Raw genomic sequence first — 13,611 nt, forward strand, 5'->3', positions numbered from 1 at the left:
ACCAGCTTGTCTCGCCCGACCGACCGGCCCGCGCCGCCAGGCCCCCCTTGGCGCCGCCTGATGCCTGGCGACCGGCCGAAGGACGGCAACCCCAAACCGGAAGGGCCAGAGGGGAGCACGGATCTCGACCGCCTGGCGGAGGATTGGATCACCCTCTGGCAGACGGAGATCGCGGGCCTCGCCGCGGATCGGGAGGTGGCGGAAGGGCTGGCCGGCATGGCCGCGGCCTGGGCGGGACTCGGCGCCGCCTGGATGCGGGCCGCCACCGCGCCCCCCTTCGGCCGGACGCCGCCGGGCGGCCCCGACCCGTTTGCCGCCTTCCGCCCAGCTTTCGGGCCATCCGGCTTCCCGCCGCCCAATTTCGCGTCACCGCCCGGCTGGGGCCCGGGATACCCGCCGCATGATGGCGCCGGAAGCCCGCCACCGCCGCCGGGGCCCCCGCCCGCTGCCGCTGCACCTGATGCTGGGGATGGGCAGGGGCATGGCGGCGATCGGCAGCGCGGGGCTGATCCCGTCACCGACCGGATCGCCGAGCTGGAGCGGCGGCTGGCCGATCTCGAAGGCGGCGCAGCCGGAGATCGCTCGGATCGGCGCCGCCCTCGCCGCCGGAAACCACCGGCCTGAGGCCTTCCGCGCCGCGGTGATCCGCCGGCTGATGCGCGCCGACCGCGCCCTGCTGGCCGGCATCGCCGCCTATCGCCGCCATCCCTTCGCGCGCGACCTGCCGGACCCGCCGGCGATCTGGTCGGAGGGTGACAGCCGCATCCTGGATCACGCCCCGGGATCGGCCGGGCCCGTCGCGCTCTTCGTGCCCTCGCTCGTGAACCGGGCGCAGGTGCTGGACCTCATGCGCGGCCGGTCGATGATGCGCTTCCTGGCGGGGCAGGGGGTGCGGCCGCTGCTGCTGGACTGGGGCTGGCCGGGAGCCGCGGAGCGCGACTTCTCGCTCACGGACTACATCGCCGGGCGGCTGGAACGCGCGCTGGTGGCGATGCCCGGGCCGGTGGTGCTGGTGGGCTACTGCATGGGCGGGCTGCTCGCCTTGGCGGCCGCGCTGCGCCGGCCGGACCGGGTCCGGGCACTCGGCCTGCTTGCCACGCCCTGGGATTTCCATCCCTCGGCGGAGGATGCCGAGCGTGCCCGCGCCGCGAGCGCCCTGCTGCCGGGGCTGGAGCCGCTGCTGCAGGCCACCGGCACGCTGCCGGTCGATGCCATCCAGACCCTCTTCGCCGGGCTCGACCCCTTCGGCATCCCGCAGAAATTCAGGGCCTTCGCGCGGCTCGACCCCGCCTCCGACCGCGCCGCGCAATTCGTGGCGCTGGAGGACTGGCTGAATGACGGCGTGCCGCTCGCCGCCCCCGTGGCGAGGGAGGCGCTGGGCGGCTGGTACGGCGCCAACACGCCGATGCGCGGCGCCTGGCGGGTGGCGGGCGCGGTGGTGGATCCCGGCGCGCTGGCGATGCCCGCCTTCTGCGCCATCCCGCATCGCGACCGCATCGTGCCGCCGGACAGCGCGCGGGCGCTGGCGGCGCGGCTGCCCCGGTCCACGGTGCACGAAGCCGCTTCCGGCCATATCGGCATGGCGGCCGGCGGCAATGCGGAAGCGGCGCTGTGGCGCCCGCTGCTGGAATGGCTGCGCAGCCTGTAGCCGGGCCCGAAAGCTTGTAGCGGCGCCCCGCCCGTCCCACACTGCACCGCAATACCAGTCACGCTTCATCAAGGAGTCCCAGGACCCATGACCGAGATCGTCATCGCCTCCGCCGCCCGCACGCCGGTGGGCTCCTTCAACGGCGCCTTTGCCAGCCTCTCCGCCCATGCCCTCGGCACCGTCGCCATCCAGGCGGCGCTCACCCGCGCCGGCGTGAAGCCGGAGGAGGTGGATGAGGTGATCCTGGGCCAGGTGCTGCCCGCCGGCGCCGGCCAGAACCCCGCCCGCCAGGCCGCGGTGGCCGCCGGCATCCCGGTGGAGCGCACCGCCTTCGGGATCAACCAGCTCTGCGGCTCCGGCCTGCGCAGCGTGGCGCTGGCCGCGCAGCAGATCGCCTGCGGCGATGCCGCCATCGTCGTTGCCGGCGGCATGGAGAGCATGACCCAGGCCCCCCACTGCGCCCAGCTTCGCGCCGGCCAGAAGATGGGCGGGCTGGAACTGGTGGACACCATGCTGAAGGACGGCCTCTGGGACGCCTTCCAGGGCTACCACATGGGCAATACGGCCGAGAACGTCGCGCAGAAGTACCAGCTGACGCGGCAGGAGCAGGACGAATTCGCCGCCGCCAGCCAGCGCAAGGCCGGTGAGGCGATGAAGGCCGGCCGCTTCAAGGACGAGATCGTCCCCGTCACGGTGAAGGGCCGCAAGGGCGACACCGTGATCAGCGAGGATGAGTACCCGAAGCCCGAGACCACGATGGAGATCCTGGCCAAGCTCCGCCCGGCCTTCTCGAAGGACGGCACCGTCACCGCCGGCAATGCGTCCGGCATCAATGACGGCGCGGCCGCGATCGTCGTGATGTCGGCGGCCGAGGCCGCGAAGCGCGGCGTGGCGCCCATGGCGCGCATCGTCAGCTGGGCCACGGCGGGCGTCGATCCCTCCATCATGGGCACGGGCCCGATCCCGGCCAGCCGCAAGGCGCTGCAGAAGGCGGGCTGGTCGATCGACACGCTCGACCTGATCGAGGCCAATGAGGCCTTCGCCGCGCAGGCCTGCGCGGTGAACAAGGACCTCGGCTGGGATCCTTCCAAGGTGAACGTGAATGGCGGCGCCATCGCGCTCGGCCATCCCATCGGCGCCTCGGGCGCCCGCGTGCTGAACACCCTGCTGTTCGAGATGCAGCGCCGCGGCGCCAAGCGCGGCCTCGCCACGCTCTGCATCGGCGGCGGCATGGGCGTCGCGATGTGTGTCGAGCGCGCCTGACGCCTTGACCGGCTGACTGAACGGAAGGGGCCGCGTCCGCCAGGGCGCGGCCCTTTTCGTTGCGCGGTGTTTCACGCCCCCTGGACGGCGGCCTCGTGGTGAAACGATGCTGACCAGGAAGAATCCCGGGGGCTGCTGGCGATGGCGCTGTTTCTAATCCGGCCGCTCTCCGGCGCGCCGCTGGTGCAGGCCGGCACCGCCGGTGCCGATGACTTCCTGCTGCGGGATCCCGCGAACCTGCTGGTGCCCGGCCTTTCGCAGGATGCAGCCGGCGGCTTCGACACGCTCCGCATCCGCGTCACCGGCGGGCTCACCCTGGCCGACAACGCCTTCGCAGGGCTTTCGGGGTTCGAGCGGATGGTGGTGCATGCCGCCGGTCCCGTCTCCCTGACGCTCGGCGCGGAGGCGCGCTCGGCCCTCGGCGCCGCACCGATCGTCACCGTGGCCTCCGGCGCTCCGAGCCTCGCGGTGGAGGCCTCCGGCTTCGCCGGCGCGCTTCGTCTGGTCGGCCGCGGCGGCAATGACCTGCTGCGCGGCGGCGCTGGCAGTGACGAGATCAGCGGCGGCGCGGGTGACGATACGCTGTCCGGCGGCGGCGGGCGGGACCGCTTGAATGGCGGCGCCGGCGCCGATGTCTTCGCCATCGGGCCCGAGGCCGGATCGACGCTGGTCAATGATTTCGGCAACGGCGCGGACCGGCTGGACCTCAGCGCCTTCGGCATCATGGATTTCGCCGGCGCCATGGCCGCGGCCCGCCAGGTCGGGACCACGGTGCGCTTCGACCTGGCCGGCGGCGTCACGGTGACGCTGCGCCAGACGCAGCTTTCCAGCCTGGACGCCGCCGACTTCCTCTATGCCGCCCCCGCGACGCCGATCAGCATCACGGAGGACCGGAGCTACACCGGCGCCGATGGCGTGGCGGCGGGCGAGGCGGGCGAATCCATGTCCCTGCTGCTCTATGGCGCCGCGGACCTCGTCACGGGCGGCACCGCGGCGGACAGCGTGGCCCGCACCGGTACCGTCGCCGGCGGCGATGGCGCGGCCGGGGCGAGTGGCAGCGCCGGCGCGGCAGGCGACGACACGCTGGTGCTGGGCACGCCCCTCGACACCCGCACCACCGCCGATGGCGCGGATGGCACGGCCGGCCAGGCCGGCGGGATGGGCGGGGAGGCGACGGCGACGGTGGATGACGTCGGCGCGCGTCTCGGCATCCTAGGCATGACGCAGGACCCTGCGTCGCTCACCATCGTCGCTGCGGGCGGTGCCGGTGGCGCGGGCGGCGCCGGCGGCGCGGGCGGTGCCTCGGCCTTCGAGGAAGACCTGGACATCCTCGATGCCGGAAGCGCCGTGGTGGATGGCGTGGCCCACGCGGCCGGCCAGGGCGGCGCGGGCGGGGCCGGCGGCGCGGGAGGCTCGGGCGGCCGGGCCACGGCGCTGCTGACGGATTACATCGGCGACCATACGGCGGCGATGCAGCAGGCGCTCACGGTGCGCGTGCTGGCCGGCGATGGCGGCGCGGGTGGTGCCGGCGGCACCGGCGGCGATGGCGCCTTCTATGCCGACCTCGCCGGGGCGCGGGATGGCGGGGAAGGCGGCGCGGGCGGTGCCGGCGGCGCGGGCGGCGATGCGGTGGCGCGGCTGCTCGGCCTGCAGGGCGGCGTGGCACCCGACGTGGACTGGACGCTGGTCGCCCATGCCGTGGGCGGTGCCGGTGGCGCGGGCGGCGCCGGCGGCGCGCCGGGCCTCAATCGCAGCAGCTTCACCGAACAGCCGGCCGCCGGCGACGCCGTCACCACCATCGAGGAAGGCCCCGACATCGGTGGCAATGGCGGCACGGGCGGCGCGGGCGGGAACGCCACGGCGGAAATCTCCGGCGCCACCATCGCCACCCCCGATGTGGTGGAGACGCTGGTCCGGCTGGAGGCCGCGGCAACCGGCGGCGCGGGTGGCGCAGGTGGCGCGGGCAGCACGGAGATCGGCGAGGATGGCGTCGCGGATGGCGGCGACATCACCACCACGACCCATGCCGGCGTGGCCGGGCTGGATGGCGCGGCGGGCGCCCGGGGCGACGCCACCATCATCATGCGGGACAACACGATCCTGACCGGGGATGGCCGCGACATCGTGCAGGTCGCCACCTTCTTCGACGGCGCCACCCACAGCCTGGTCTTCGAGGGCAACCGCTTCGAGGGGGGCGCGGACCATGACAGCCTCGACCTCTCCGCCGTCTATGGCGGCTTCGGCGCCACGGTGGATGTGGCGGCGGGCACCCTCTCGCTCGGCGGCGGCGGCGCCAATGTCATGCTGGGATTCGAGGATTTCGTCGGCACCGAGAGCGCGGACCGCTTCATCGATGGCGCGTCGGAGCAGGTCTATTTCGGCGGCAGCGGCGCGGATGTCTTCGTCTTCGCTCCCGGCCACGGCCAGGACAGCATCAAGGACTTCACGCAGGGACAGGACCTGATCGACCTGACCGCCTTCGGCTATGCGGATTTCAGCGCGGTGCAGGCGCTGCTGGGCTACTCGCCGCCGGGCGATCCCTACCCCTATGCCGTGGTGACCACCTCGGGCGGGACGGGAATCAGCCTCAGCTTCGCGGTGGATACGGTGCTGACCGCGGCCGATTTCATCCTGTAGGGCGGGGCCGCCCGCGCCCTACATGTTCAGCAGCGCGTCGATGTCGTCCTGGCCGAGGTCGCCGCCACTCGGCTTCTCCACGGTGCGCATGGCGGTGGCGATCTGCAGCGTCGGCTTGGCCGGGTCCTTCCCGGTGCCGTCGGGGATCATCGAATCCAGCATGGTCTCGACCTGCTGCAGGTGCTGGATGGCGCGGCGGATGCGCTGGCCGGTCACGTCCTGGAAGCTGCAGGCCTCGAAGATCGAATTCACGCGGGCCGCGATGGCGGCGACGGCGCTGGCGTCCTGGCCACCGCCCGCCACCCAGTCCTGGATCGCCTCGGCGGCTTCCATGATGGTGTTGGCCGCGGCCTCCGTGGCCTGCACCACCGCTTCCAGCTCCAGCCCGCTGTTGCGGGTGGCGGCGGCGGGGACCGCGACCAGCTGGGCGATCTGTTCCTGGATGCGGGCGAGTTCGCTGGTCATGCGCGTCTCGCCCATGTCGGCGATCTCCACGCTGGCATGCAACTCCGCCGAAAGCTCCGCGATCCGACGGTCCACGAAGCTGTGGAGGGCGGAGAGTGCGGGGTCGAGTTCCGCCCGCAGGGCTGCGCGGATGGCGGCCTCCGAGGTCGTGGCGCCCGGGTCGATCGTCATGGACATGCAGCGTCATCCTCGTCGCGCCGATCCTCACCAACGGTGGCGCGGTCCGGCAGGAATGACATGGCGGAGTGAACAACCCGTTGCCGGGCGTCGAAAGTGGTGAGGTCCTGGGATGGCCTACACGGCCACGGGCGCCAGCACGCGGCGGCGCAGCGCGACGGCGCCCGCCGGCATGCCGGAGAACAGATCCTTCTCCGCCTCGACGATCGCCACGCCGGCGAGGCGCGGGCAGACCGTGCGGCCGGCGCGTTCCACCGCCGGCGCCGCAGCCCGCAGCAGCCGCAGCCCGTAGGGCGGCAGGAAGAGCGCGGCATCCCGGGTTTCCACCCGGAAGAGGTGCCGGGCGAGAAGCCGCGACAACTGGCCGCTGGAATAGGGCTGGCCATGGCCGAAGGGCGTGCGTTCCAGCTGCGCCCAGAGGCCGAGCCGGTTCGGCACCACGATGATCAGCCTTCCGTCGTCGCGCAGCACCCGCCAGGCTTCCCGCAGCAGGCGCCGCGCATTCTCGGCGGCCTCCAGCCCATGCACGAGCAGGATGCGGTCGATGCTGGCATCCGCGAAGGGAAGCGCCTCCTCCTCCGCCACCACAGCGGCGGAGGGGCGGGCGGCGCCCGGCCAGGGGCCGGGCATCACGGGCGGCCAGGGGGCGACGGGATGGTGGGCATGCGCGGGGGTCAATGCGATGCAGGCCCGCGCCTGCCCCTGCCACAGGCCGAGATAGGGCGCGGCGTGACCGATGCCGAGCACCGTCATGCCCGACAGCGCCGGCCACAGCCCCGCCAGGCGCGCACGGACCAGCCGCGCCGCCGCTTCTCCGCCGGGGGAGGCGTAGAACGCCTCCAGGGCATGGACCTCGGTCGTCATGCCGGGGATATAGGGGCAGAAGCCCCCGGTTTGGACGGGGGCATTGGACCGGGAGCCGGATTGCCATGTCGGTCAAGGTTGAGGCGGTCCCCTGCCTCGAGGACAACTACCTCTGGCTGCTCAAGGATGGCCCGACGGGCGCCATCGGCATCTGCGACCCCGGCGAGGCCGGGCCCGCCATCGCGGCGGTGGAGGCGGCGGGCGGGACGCTCGATGCCATCTTCCTGACCCACCATCACGGCGACCACATCAACGGGGTGGAGGAGTTGCGCGCCCGCTACCCGCAGGCGCGCGTCATCGGCGGCAAGCCGGACCTGCACCGCCTGCCGAAGCTGGACGAGGCGGTGGGCGAGGGTGACGAGGTGGTGTTCGGCGCCGCCCGCGCCGCGGTCATGCACCTGCCCGGCCATACCACCGGCCACATCGCCTTCCACTTCGCCGCCGACCATTTCCTGCTGTGCGGCGACATCGTCTTCGCGCTGGGCTGCGGCCGGCCGCTGGAGGCCGGCGGCATGGAGGCGCTCTACAAGTCGTTCAGGCGACTCGCAAAACTGCCGCCCAACACGCGTTTCTGCTGCGGCCATGAATATACCGAGACCAATGCCCGCTTCGCCCTGACCATCGAGCCCGACAACAAGGCCCTGCGGGCGGAGGCCGAAGCGGCCGCGGCGCTGCGCGCGGCGGGGCGCCCGACCGTGCCCACCACGCTCGCCCAGGAACTGGCGGGCAATCCCTACTTCCGCGCCCGCGACCTGGCGGAGTTCACCGCCCGGCGGGAAGCCAAGAACCACTTCAGGTGAGGAACAGCCGGTGAAACTGCACTACGCCCCCGCCAGCCCCTTCGTCCGCAAGGTCCTGGCCTGTGCCATCCTGCGTGGCATCGACGGGCAGATCGAGACGGTCGCGACCGACCCCCATGTCTCCCCTGCCCACCTGCTGCAGGACAACCCGCTCTCGAAGATCCCGGCCCTGGTGCTGGAGGATGGGCGTGCGGTCTATGACAGCCCGGTGATCTGCGAATACCTGGACACGCTGGGCGAGGCAGCGCCGCTGTTCCCGCCCACCGGCAGCCCGGCGCGGCTGACGGTGCAGATCCGCCACGCGCTGGCGGATGGCATCATGGATGCCGCCGTGGCGCGCCGCGGCCAGTCCGCCCATCCCCAGGACGAGGCCCGCGCCGCCTTCATCGCCCGCCAGAAGGCGGCGGTGGAGCGCGGCCTGGCGGTGCTGGAGGCGAGCCCGCCCGCGGGGCTCGGCGATGTCGGCTCCGTCGCCGTCGCCTGCGCGCTCGGCTACCTCGACTTCCGCTTCGGGCATGAGCCCTGGCGGGAAGCGCATCCGAAGCTGGCCGCCTGGTATGCGGAGGTCTCCGCCCACCCGGCCATGGCCCGCACCGCGCCGGGCTGAGCGATGAGCACCAGCCTCGCCTGGGACGAACGCTATGCCGGCGGCGACTTCCAGTTCGGGGAGGCGCCGAACCTCTACCTGGAAAGCCTCGCCCCCCGGCTGCGGCCGGGAATGCGGGCGCTGGCGCTGGGGGATGGGGAGGGGCGGAACGGCGCCTGGCTGGCGGGGCAGGGGCTGGCGGTGACGTCGCTCGACTGGTCGCCGGTCGGCTCCGCCAAGGCGGCCGCGCTGGCGGCCCGGCGGGGCATGGCGATGGACTGCGTCACGGCGGATGCCAGCGCCTGGGATTACCCGGAGGCCAGCTTCGACCTGGTCGCCTGGATCTACCTGCACCTGCCGCCGGCGGACCGTGCCGCGGCGGCGGCGGGCGTCGTCCGCACGCTGGCGCCGGGCGGGCTGCTCGCGCTGGAATGCTTCACCCCGGCCCAGCAGGGGCGGCGCAGCGGCGGCCCGAAGATGCCGGAACTGCTGTGGTCCCGCGCCATCGTGGAGGATCTGTTTGGCGCGCTGGAGGTGCTGGAACTGCTGGAAGGCACCGTTCGCCTCGATGAGGGCCCACGCCACCAGGGGCCGGCCGAGGTGGTGCGCGCCTTGTTGCGGAAGCCATCCTGACGCGGCCAGCAACTGACTTTGTCGTGAAGCGTCGCCGCCGCCGGACCGTTAACAGGTTTGTTGCGGAGGGTCGGGCAATTGATGTCTGCGCGGATGATCCGCGCCGCACCGGAATAGCCGGGCGGGACTGGCGACGGACAGGAGGTTGCGGTGGCGAAGCAGGAAGCGATGGGCGTTGGCGGGGCGCTCTGTGAACCGGTGGCGGTCGGCATGGGGGCCGAGGGCTTCAGCATCGACCTGGTGACGCAGGCTGGCGAACGCCTGATGTTGCGGATGGATGAGATCTCGGCCGGCCAGCTGGCCGCGCTGGTCAGCGCCTGCCTGGCGAAGCGCGGAACGGCGCTGGCGGCCTGATCTTCCGGGCCTGATCTACCGCGCCCGCGCCGCGATCATGCCGCCGCCCGCGACCATCAGGGTGGCGAGCACCACGCGCAGCGACATGGTGCCTTCCCCCGCCAGGATGAGGAGGAGGGTGGAGGCGACGGGGACGGCATAGGCCAGGGTGCCGAGCAGGCGCGGATCGCCGCGCTTCATGCCGACATCCCAGAGGAAGAAGGCCGCGCCCACCGGGCCGAGGCCGAGCAGCAGCAGCGCGAGCGCCTGCCGCGCATCCGGCAGGACCGTGGTCTCGAACACGAGGTGCGCCACAAGGGCGCAGGCCGCCGTCGCTAGGCAGAACCCCGCCACCGCCTCCGTCGGCACGCCGGCGAGCGGCTTCGTGCCCGCGGTGACCGAATAGACGGCCCAGGTGACGGCGCAGCCCAGCGCGGCCAGGAAGCCCGGCAGCGCCTCCGCCGGGAAGCTTGCCCCGGTGCCGACCAGGATGGCGCAGCCGGCGAAGCCGAGGCCGACGCCCGCGAGGCGCGCGGGGCCGAGCCGCAATCCGCGCAGCGGTGCGGAGAGCAGCACGATCAGCAGCGGCCAGAGATAGTTGATGAGGTTCGCCTCCACCGCCGGGGCGAGGGCGAGGGCGATGAAGTAGAGCGCGTGGTAGCCGAACAGCCCGCCCACGCCATGCAGCCAGGCAAGCGGCCTCTGCCGCAGCGCGCCAAGCCTCCCCGTGGCCGCCACGACGGCGAGGCCCACGACGCCGCCGACGGCGAAGCCCATGGCGGTGATCTGCAAGGGCGGGATGCCCGCCGCGAGGCGGGAGAGAAGGGCGAGAAAGGCCCAGAGCGCGAGGGCGCCGCAGCCGGCGATGGTGGCGGTGGACATGTGCGCCTTCTACGCCGCCCGCCCCGCCACGCGAACCGGGGGAGGCGCCAGCGCGTTGCCCTCGCCATGAAGGGCACCCCCCGCAGCATGATGATGAGTGCCGCCAGCCGCGCCGCGGGCTGGTGGATGGGCCATGCGGCCAACGCGATGAGGCGGGGGCAGAAGGCCTGGATCGCGGCCGTGGCGCGCGCGGCGGTGCCCGATGCGAAGCCGAAGCGGCCACGGCGGAAGACGAAGTAGCCGCCTCAGTCGAATTGTGGATCCACCGGCACGCGCAGCGCCTCCGCCAGCCGGTTCGTCTCCGCGGCCATGCCGACGATGGCGAGAAGCTCGCCATACTGCGCCTCCGTCATGCCCTTGGCGCGGGCGGCGGCGGTGTGGCTGGCGGTGCAATAGGCGCAGCCGCTGGTCATGGAGACGGCGAGGTAGAGCATCTCCTTCACCGCCGGATCCAGCGCGCCCGGCGCCATGACGGCGCGCAGGCTGTCCCAGGTCCTTCGCAGCAGCGGCGGATCGATGGCGAGCGCCTTCCAGAAGTTGTTGACGTCATCGACGCCGCGCGCGGCCTTGATCTCGTCGAAGACGGCCTGCGCCTCCGGCGCCGCTTCCTCGTAGGACAGCAGCCTAGGCATGCGGCAGCGCCTGGTAGGGCAGGACGCGGAAGCTGGTGCCGAACAGCGTGATGTCCCGCCAGACATCGCCCGCCACATAGGGGTCGGGCGCCATCCAGGCGCGCGCCTCCTCATGCGTCAGGTGACGCGTCACGGCGATGGAGCCGCGCATCGTCGACCCATCGGCCGAGAGCAGCGCGCCGCCGAACAGCAGCGTGCCGTCTGCCGCCATCGGCCGGACGCGGTCGAAATGCCCCTGGCGATGCGCCAGGCGCCGCTGCAACGCGCCGTCATCCGTCCCGTCCCAGGCGATGGTCACCGTATGGGTCCGCCCATGCGGCGCGGCCTGCGGCCAGCCCTGGTAGGGCAGCGGCGCGATGCGGAAGGGGTGCGCTTCGATCCGCTGCCAGACGCCAAGCCGCGCGAAAGGCTCGGCGGCGAGGTAGGCGTCGCGCGCCGCCGCATCGCCTGCGATCATCATCAACGATCCGAGGCTTCGCCCCGTCTCGTCATGCAGGGGCAGGCCGAGCTGCAGGCGGCCGGCCGCGGCTTCCGCGGCGCTGAAGGCGACGTGCTCGTCGCGCGCCGCCGCGCGGCGCGACGGCGCTTCAGGGTCCGTGCCGTCGAAGGCGATGATGGCGGTGGTCATGGCGGTCTCCTGGGCGGGGGCGGCCATGGCGGCGGCCACCCCCGGCCGGTCTCAGTACATGTGCTGGCCGCCATTGATGGACAGCGTGGAGCCGGTGATGAAGTCGGCCTCATCCGCCGTCAGGAAGGCGACGCCGCGCGCGATGTCCTGCGCGGTGCCGAGGCGCCCGCGCGGGATGCGGGCGATGATCTTCTCCAGCACGTCGGCCGGCACGGCGCGCACCATCTCCGTGTCCACATAGCCCGGCGCCACGGCGTTCACCGTGACCTGGTTGCGCGCGCCTTCCTGGGCCAGCGCCTTGGTGAAGCCGTGGATGCCCGACTTGGCGGCGGCGTAGTTCACCTGGCCGAGCTGCCCGGCCTGGCCGTTGACGGAGCCGATATTGACGATGCGGCCGAACTTCCGGCTCGTCATCCCATCCCACACCGCCTTGCACATGTTGTAGCAGCTGCCGAGGTTGGTATCGATGACGTCGTCCCACATCTGGCGCGTCAGCTTGCGCATCATGGCGTCGCGCGTGATGCCGGCGTTGTTCACCAGCACCTCGACGGGCCCGACCTCGGCCTCGATCTTCTGCACGGCGGCGACGCAGGCATCGAAGTCACCCACGTCGAACTTGTAGCAGGGGATGCCGGTGCGCTCCGTGAACGCCTGCGCCGCGGCGTCGTTGCCGGCGTAGGAGGCAACGACCTTGCGGCCCGCCGCCTGCAGCGCCTCGCTGATCGCGGCGCCGATGCCACGCTGACCACCCGTCACCAATGCAACCCGTGCCATGCCGGCTCTCCCACCCTGTTGTCGCGACGCGCCTTGCGCGCCCCTCGCTTCCCTGCATGCCGCCGGGCCGGTTGGCCTGGCAACACCAACCCATCCTCGCGCGCCCGGGGCAGGAGAGCAAACACGCATCAAGGGCGAAGAACACGGCGTTTTGATTCACATCAAGGCAAGGGCGCATGGCGTGCCCTACTCTCCGCCATGTCCCGAGGCGCCCCTTTGCGCCGCACGGACGTTCCTGGACGTTTCCTCCCTGAACTCAGCCCCGGCGGACAACCGCCGGGGATTTTTTTGCCATCCTAACCGGTTGCCACGCCATCGGCAGGATCGTCTGCGGGGTTCGGCTGTGCTGATGCCGGACGACGCAACCGATGGTGGAAAACCGACGCATGCGATTTTGTCTTCACGGATACGTGATCGGTATGCAATACGCTTAGCACCGGCCGCGCTTGGGCCCTACCCCCAGGACCAACATCATGCAGACCCAGCTGCCCGCCTCCTCGGATGGCGAGAAGACCGACCAGGCCGCCATCATGCTGATGCTGGCCTATGTCGAGGCCGAATGCCGCCGCCTTGGCGCGGAGGCCGCGGCGCGGCACGCCGCCATGGCGGCCTCCCTGCTGCCCGCGCAGGGCGCGCCGGCGGGCGTCAGCCTGCACTGATCCTCCGTGCGGCGGGTGTCACCCCCGCCGCAGCAGGAACAGCGCCTGTTCGCCGAACAGGTTGGCGAGCCAGGGGGACCGCTTCCAGGGCGTGCTGAGGCCCTTGTCGTCCACCGCCAGCCACTTCTCCACCACATAGCCTTCCATCGCGCAGAGCGCGAAGAAGTCGCGGATCGTGCAGGGGTGGATGTTCGGCGTCTCGTACCAGGGCCGGCTCCACACCTCCGTATCCGGCATGCGGCCGCCCAGCAGCAGCTTCACCCGCATCTGCCAGTGGCCGAAATTGGGGAAGGAGACGATGGCGCGGGCGCCGATGCGCAGCATCTGGCGCAGCACCTCCCGCGGCCGCTCCACCGCCTGCAGCGTGCGCGACAGCACCACATAGTCGAAGGCGCCATCGGGATAGAAGGCGAGGTCGGCATCGGCATCGCCATGGATCACGGGCAGCCCCGCGGCGACCGCTTCGGTCGCCTCCGCCATGTCGATCTCGATGCCCCGCGCATCGGCGCCCTTCAGGCGCGTCAGGTGTTCGATCAGCGCGCCGTCGCCGCAGCCGATGTCGAGCACGCGCGCGCCGGGCTGGATCATCTCCGCGATCAGGCGGAGATCGAGGCGCATGTTCTTGGCGAC

General features: G+C 72.3%; 16 protein-coding genes. 9 read left to right on the plus strand and 7 right to left on the minus strand.

The features are described 5' to 3' along the window. Positions 1-400 precede the first annotated feature (400 nt). The 3 genes from G3576_RS20430 to G3576_RS32345 all read left to right on the plus strand — a co-directional run bounded on the left by G3576_RS20430 (position 401) and on the right by G3576_RS32345 (position 5,548). Positions 401-1,648, plus strand: coding sequence for an alpha/beta fold hydrolase (locus G3576_RS20430; RefSeq protein WP_235952268.1), 1,248 nt, complete (start codon positions 401-403; stop codon positions 1,646-1,648). Between the two features lie 87 nt (positions 1,649-1,735). Further along, a complete protein-coding gene (locus tag G3576_RS20435; protein WP_164696297.1) occupies positions 1,736-2,911 on the plus strand; it encodes an acetyl-CoA C-acetyltransferase in 1,176 nt (391 codons plus the stop codon). A 141-nt stretch (positions 2,912-3,052) separates the two neighbouring features. Next, entirely contained in the window at positions 3,053-5,548 is a 2,496-nt protein-coding gene (locus G3576_RS32345; protein ID WP_164696298.1) for a calcium-binding protein, read from the plus strand. Positions 5,549-5,566: 18 nt separating this feature from the next. Here G3576_RS32345 and G3576_RS20445 read toward each other — a convergent pair whose 3' ends face one another. Continuing rightward, positions 5,567-6,190, minus strand: coding sequence for a hypothetical protein (locus G3576_RS20445; RefSeq protein ID WP_207622941.1), 624 nt, complete (start codon positions 6,188-6,190; stop codon positions 5,567-5,569). Between the two features lie 117 nt (positions 6,191-6,307). Continuing rightward, positions 6,308-7,054, minus strand: coding sequence for a class I SAM-dependent methyltransferase (locus tag G3576_RS20450; protein ID WP_164696299.1), 747 nt, complete (start codon positions 7,052-7,054; stop codon positions 6,308-6,310). 65 nt (positions 7,055-7,119) lie between these two features. On the opposite strand from G3576_RS20450, the gene gloB reads away from it, so the two are divergent. The 4 genes from gloB to G3576_RS20470 all read left to right on the plus strand — a co-directional run bounded on the left by gloB (position 7,120) and on the right by G3576_RS20470 (position 9,427). Then, complete coding sequence (gene gloB / locus G3576_RS20455) at positions 7,120-7,854, plus strand: hydroxyacylglutathione hydrolase (RefSeq protein WP_164696300.1); 735 nt, start codon at positions 7,120-7,122, stop codon at positions 7,852-7,854. 10 nt (positions 7,855-7,864) lie between these two features. Then, positions 7,865-8,461, plus strand: coding sequence for a glutathione S-transferase N-terminal domain-containing protein (locus G3576_RS20460; protein ID WP_164696301.1), 597 nt, complete (start codon positions 7,865-7,867; stop codon positions 8,459-8,461). A gap of 3 nt (positions 8,462-8,464) precedes the next feature. After that, positions 8,465-9,073, plus strand: a complete 609-nt coding sequence (locus G3576_RS20465; RefSeq protein ID WP_164696302.1) for a class I SAM-dependent methyltransferase — start codon at positions 8,465-8,467, stop codon at positions 9,071-9,073. A 150-nt stretch (positions 9,074-9,223) separates the two neighbouring features. Beyond that, entirely contained in the window at positions 9,224-9,427 is a 204-nt protein-coding gene (locus tag G3576_RS20470; protein WP_164696303.1) for a hypothetical protein, read from the plus strand. 15 nt (positions 9,428-9,442) lie between these two features. Here the strand turns inward: G3576_RS20470 and yddG are convergent, their stop codons facing one another. Beyond that, positions 9,443-10,288 (minus strand): aromatic amino acid exporter YddG, encoded by an 846-nt coding sequence (gene yddG / locus G3576_RS20475; protein ID WP_164696304.1) that lies wholly within the window; start codon positions 10,286-10,288, stop codon positions 9,443-9,445. Between the two features lie 66 nt (positions 10,289-10,354). On the opposite strand from yddG, the gene G3576_RS20480 reads away from it, so the two are divergent. After that, positions 10,355-10,528, plus strand: coding sequence for a hypothetical protein (locus G3576_RS20480; RefSeq protein WP_164696305.1), 174 nt, complete (start codon positions 10,355-10,357; stop codon positions 10,526-10,528). 5 nt (positions 10,529-10,533) lie between these two features. Here the strand turns inward: G3576_RS20480 and G3576_RS20485 are convergent, their stop codons facing one another. The 3 genes from G3576_RS20485 to phbB are packed head-to-tail and all read right to left on the minus strand — an operon-like array spanning position 10,534 to position 12,322. Beyond that, complete coding sequence (locus G3576_RS20485) at positions 10,534-10,920, minus strand: carboxymuconolactone decarboxylase family protein (protein WP_164696306.1); 387 nt, start codon at positions 10,918-10,920, stop codon at positions 10,534-10,536. Beyond that, positions 10,913-11,548, minus strand: a complete 636-nt coding sequence (locus G3576_RS20490; RefSeq protein ID WP_164696307.1) for a YciI family protein — start codon at positions 11,546-11,548, stop codon at positions 10,913-10,915. The genes G3576_RS20485 and G3576_RS20490 overlap by 8 nt, the downstream gene beginning before the upstream one ends. Before the next feature lie 51 nt (positions 11,549-11,599). After that, positions 11,600-12,322: an acetoacetyl-CoA reductase gene (gene phbB / locus G3576_RS20495; RefSeq protein ID WP_164696308.1), complete on the minus strand. Its 723-nt coding sequence runs from the start codon at positions 12,320-12,322 to the stop codon at positions 11,600-11,602. A gap of 473 nt (positions 12,323-12,795) precedes the next feature. Here phbB and G3576_RS20500 point away from each other — a divergent pair, with 473 nt between their 5' ends. Next, entirely contained in the window at positions 12,796-12,981 is a 186-nt protein-coding gene (locus G3576_RS20500; RefSeq protein WP_164696309.1) for a hypothetical protein, read from the plus strand. 18 nt (positions 12,982-12,999) lie between these two features. Here the strand turns inward: G3576_RS20500 and metW are convergent, their stop codons facing one another. Beyond that, a complete protein-coding gene (metW, locus tag G3576_RS20505; protein ID WP_164696454.1) occupies positions 13,000-13,599 on the minus strand; it encodes a methionine biosynthesis protein MetW in 600 nt (199 codons plus the stop codon). Positions 13,600-13,611: the final 12 nt, after the last annotated feature.

It is taken from the genome of Falsiroseomonas algicola (genome assembly GCF_011040385.1).
GTDB lineage: Bacteria > Pseudomonadota > Alphaproteobacteria > Acetobacterales > Acetobacteraceae > Falsiroseomonas > Falsiroseomonas algicola.

Excerpts from the sequence above, each read along its gene's own strand:
- G3576_RS20430 (WP_235952268.1), top strand. The coding sequence starts at position 401 with ATGATGGCGCCGGAAGCCCGCCACCGCCGCCGGGGCCCCCGCCCGCTG.
- G3576_RS20435 (WP_164696297.1), top strand. The coding sequence starts at position 1,736 with ATGACCGAGATCGTCATCGCCTCCGCCGCCCGCACGCCGGTGGGCTCC.
- G3576_RS32345 (WP_164696298.1), top strand. The coding sequence starts at position 3,053 with ATGGCGCTGTTTCTAATCCGGCCGCTCTCCGGCGCGCCGCTGGTGCAG.
- G3576_RS20445 (WP_207622941.1), bottom strand. The coding sequence starts at position 6,190 with ATGTCCATGACGATCGACCCGGGCGCCACGACCTCGGAGGCCGCCATC.
- G3576_RS20450 (WP_164696299.1), bottom strand. The coding sequence starts at position 7,054 with ATGACGACCGAGGTCCATGCCCTGGAGGCGTTCTACGCCTCCCCCGGC.
- gloB (WP_164696300.1), top strand. The coding sequence starts at position 7,120 with ATGTCGGTCAAGGTTGAGGCGGTCCCCTGCCTCGAGGACAACTACCTC.
- G3576_RS20465 (WP_164696302.1), top strand. The coding sequence starts at position 8,465 with ATGAGCACCAGCCTCGCCTGGGACGAACGCTATGCCGGCGGCGACTTC.
- yddG (WP_164696304.1), bottom strand. The coding sequence starts at position 10,288 with ATGTCCACCGCCACCATCGCCGGCTGCGGCGCCCTCGCGCTCTGGGCC.
- G3576_RS20480 (WP_164696305.1), top strand. The coding sequence starts at position 10,355 with ATGAAGGGCACCCCCCGCAGCATGATGATGAGTGCCGCCAGCCGCGCC.
- G3576_RS20485 (WP_164696306.1), bottom strand. The coding sequence starts at position 10,920 with ATGCCTAGGCTGCTGTCCTACGAGGAAGCGGCGCCGGAGGCGCAGGCC.
- G3576_RS20490 (WP_164696307.1), bottom strand. The coding sequence starts at position 11,548 with ATGACCACCGCCATCATCGCCTTCGACGGCACGGACCCTGAAGCGCCG.
- phbB (WP_164696308.1), bottom strand. The coding sequence starts at position 12,322 with ATGGCACGGGTTGCATTGGTGACGGGTGGTCAGCGTGGCATCGGCGCC.
- G3576_RS20500 (WP_164696309.1), top strand. The coding sequence starts at position 12,796 with ATGCAGACCCAGCTGCCCGCCTCCTCGGATGGCGAGAAGACCGACCAG.
- metW (WP_164696454.1), bottom strand. The coding sequence starts at position 13,599 with ATGCGCCTCGATCTCCGCCTGATCGCGGAGATGATCCAGCCCGGCGCG.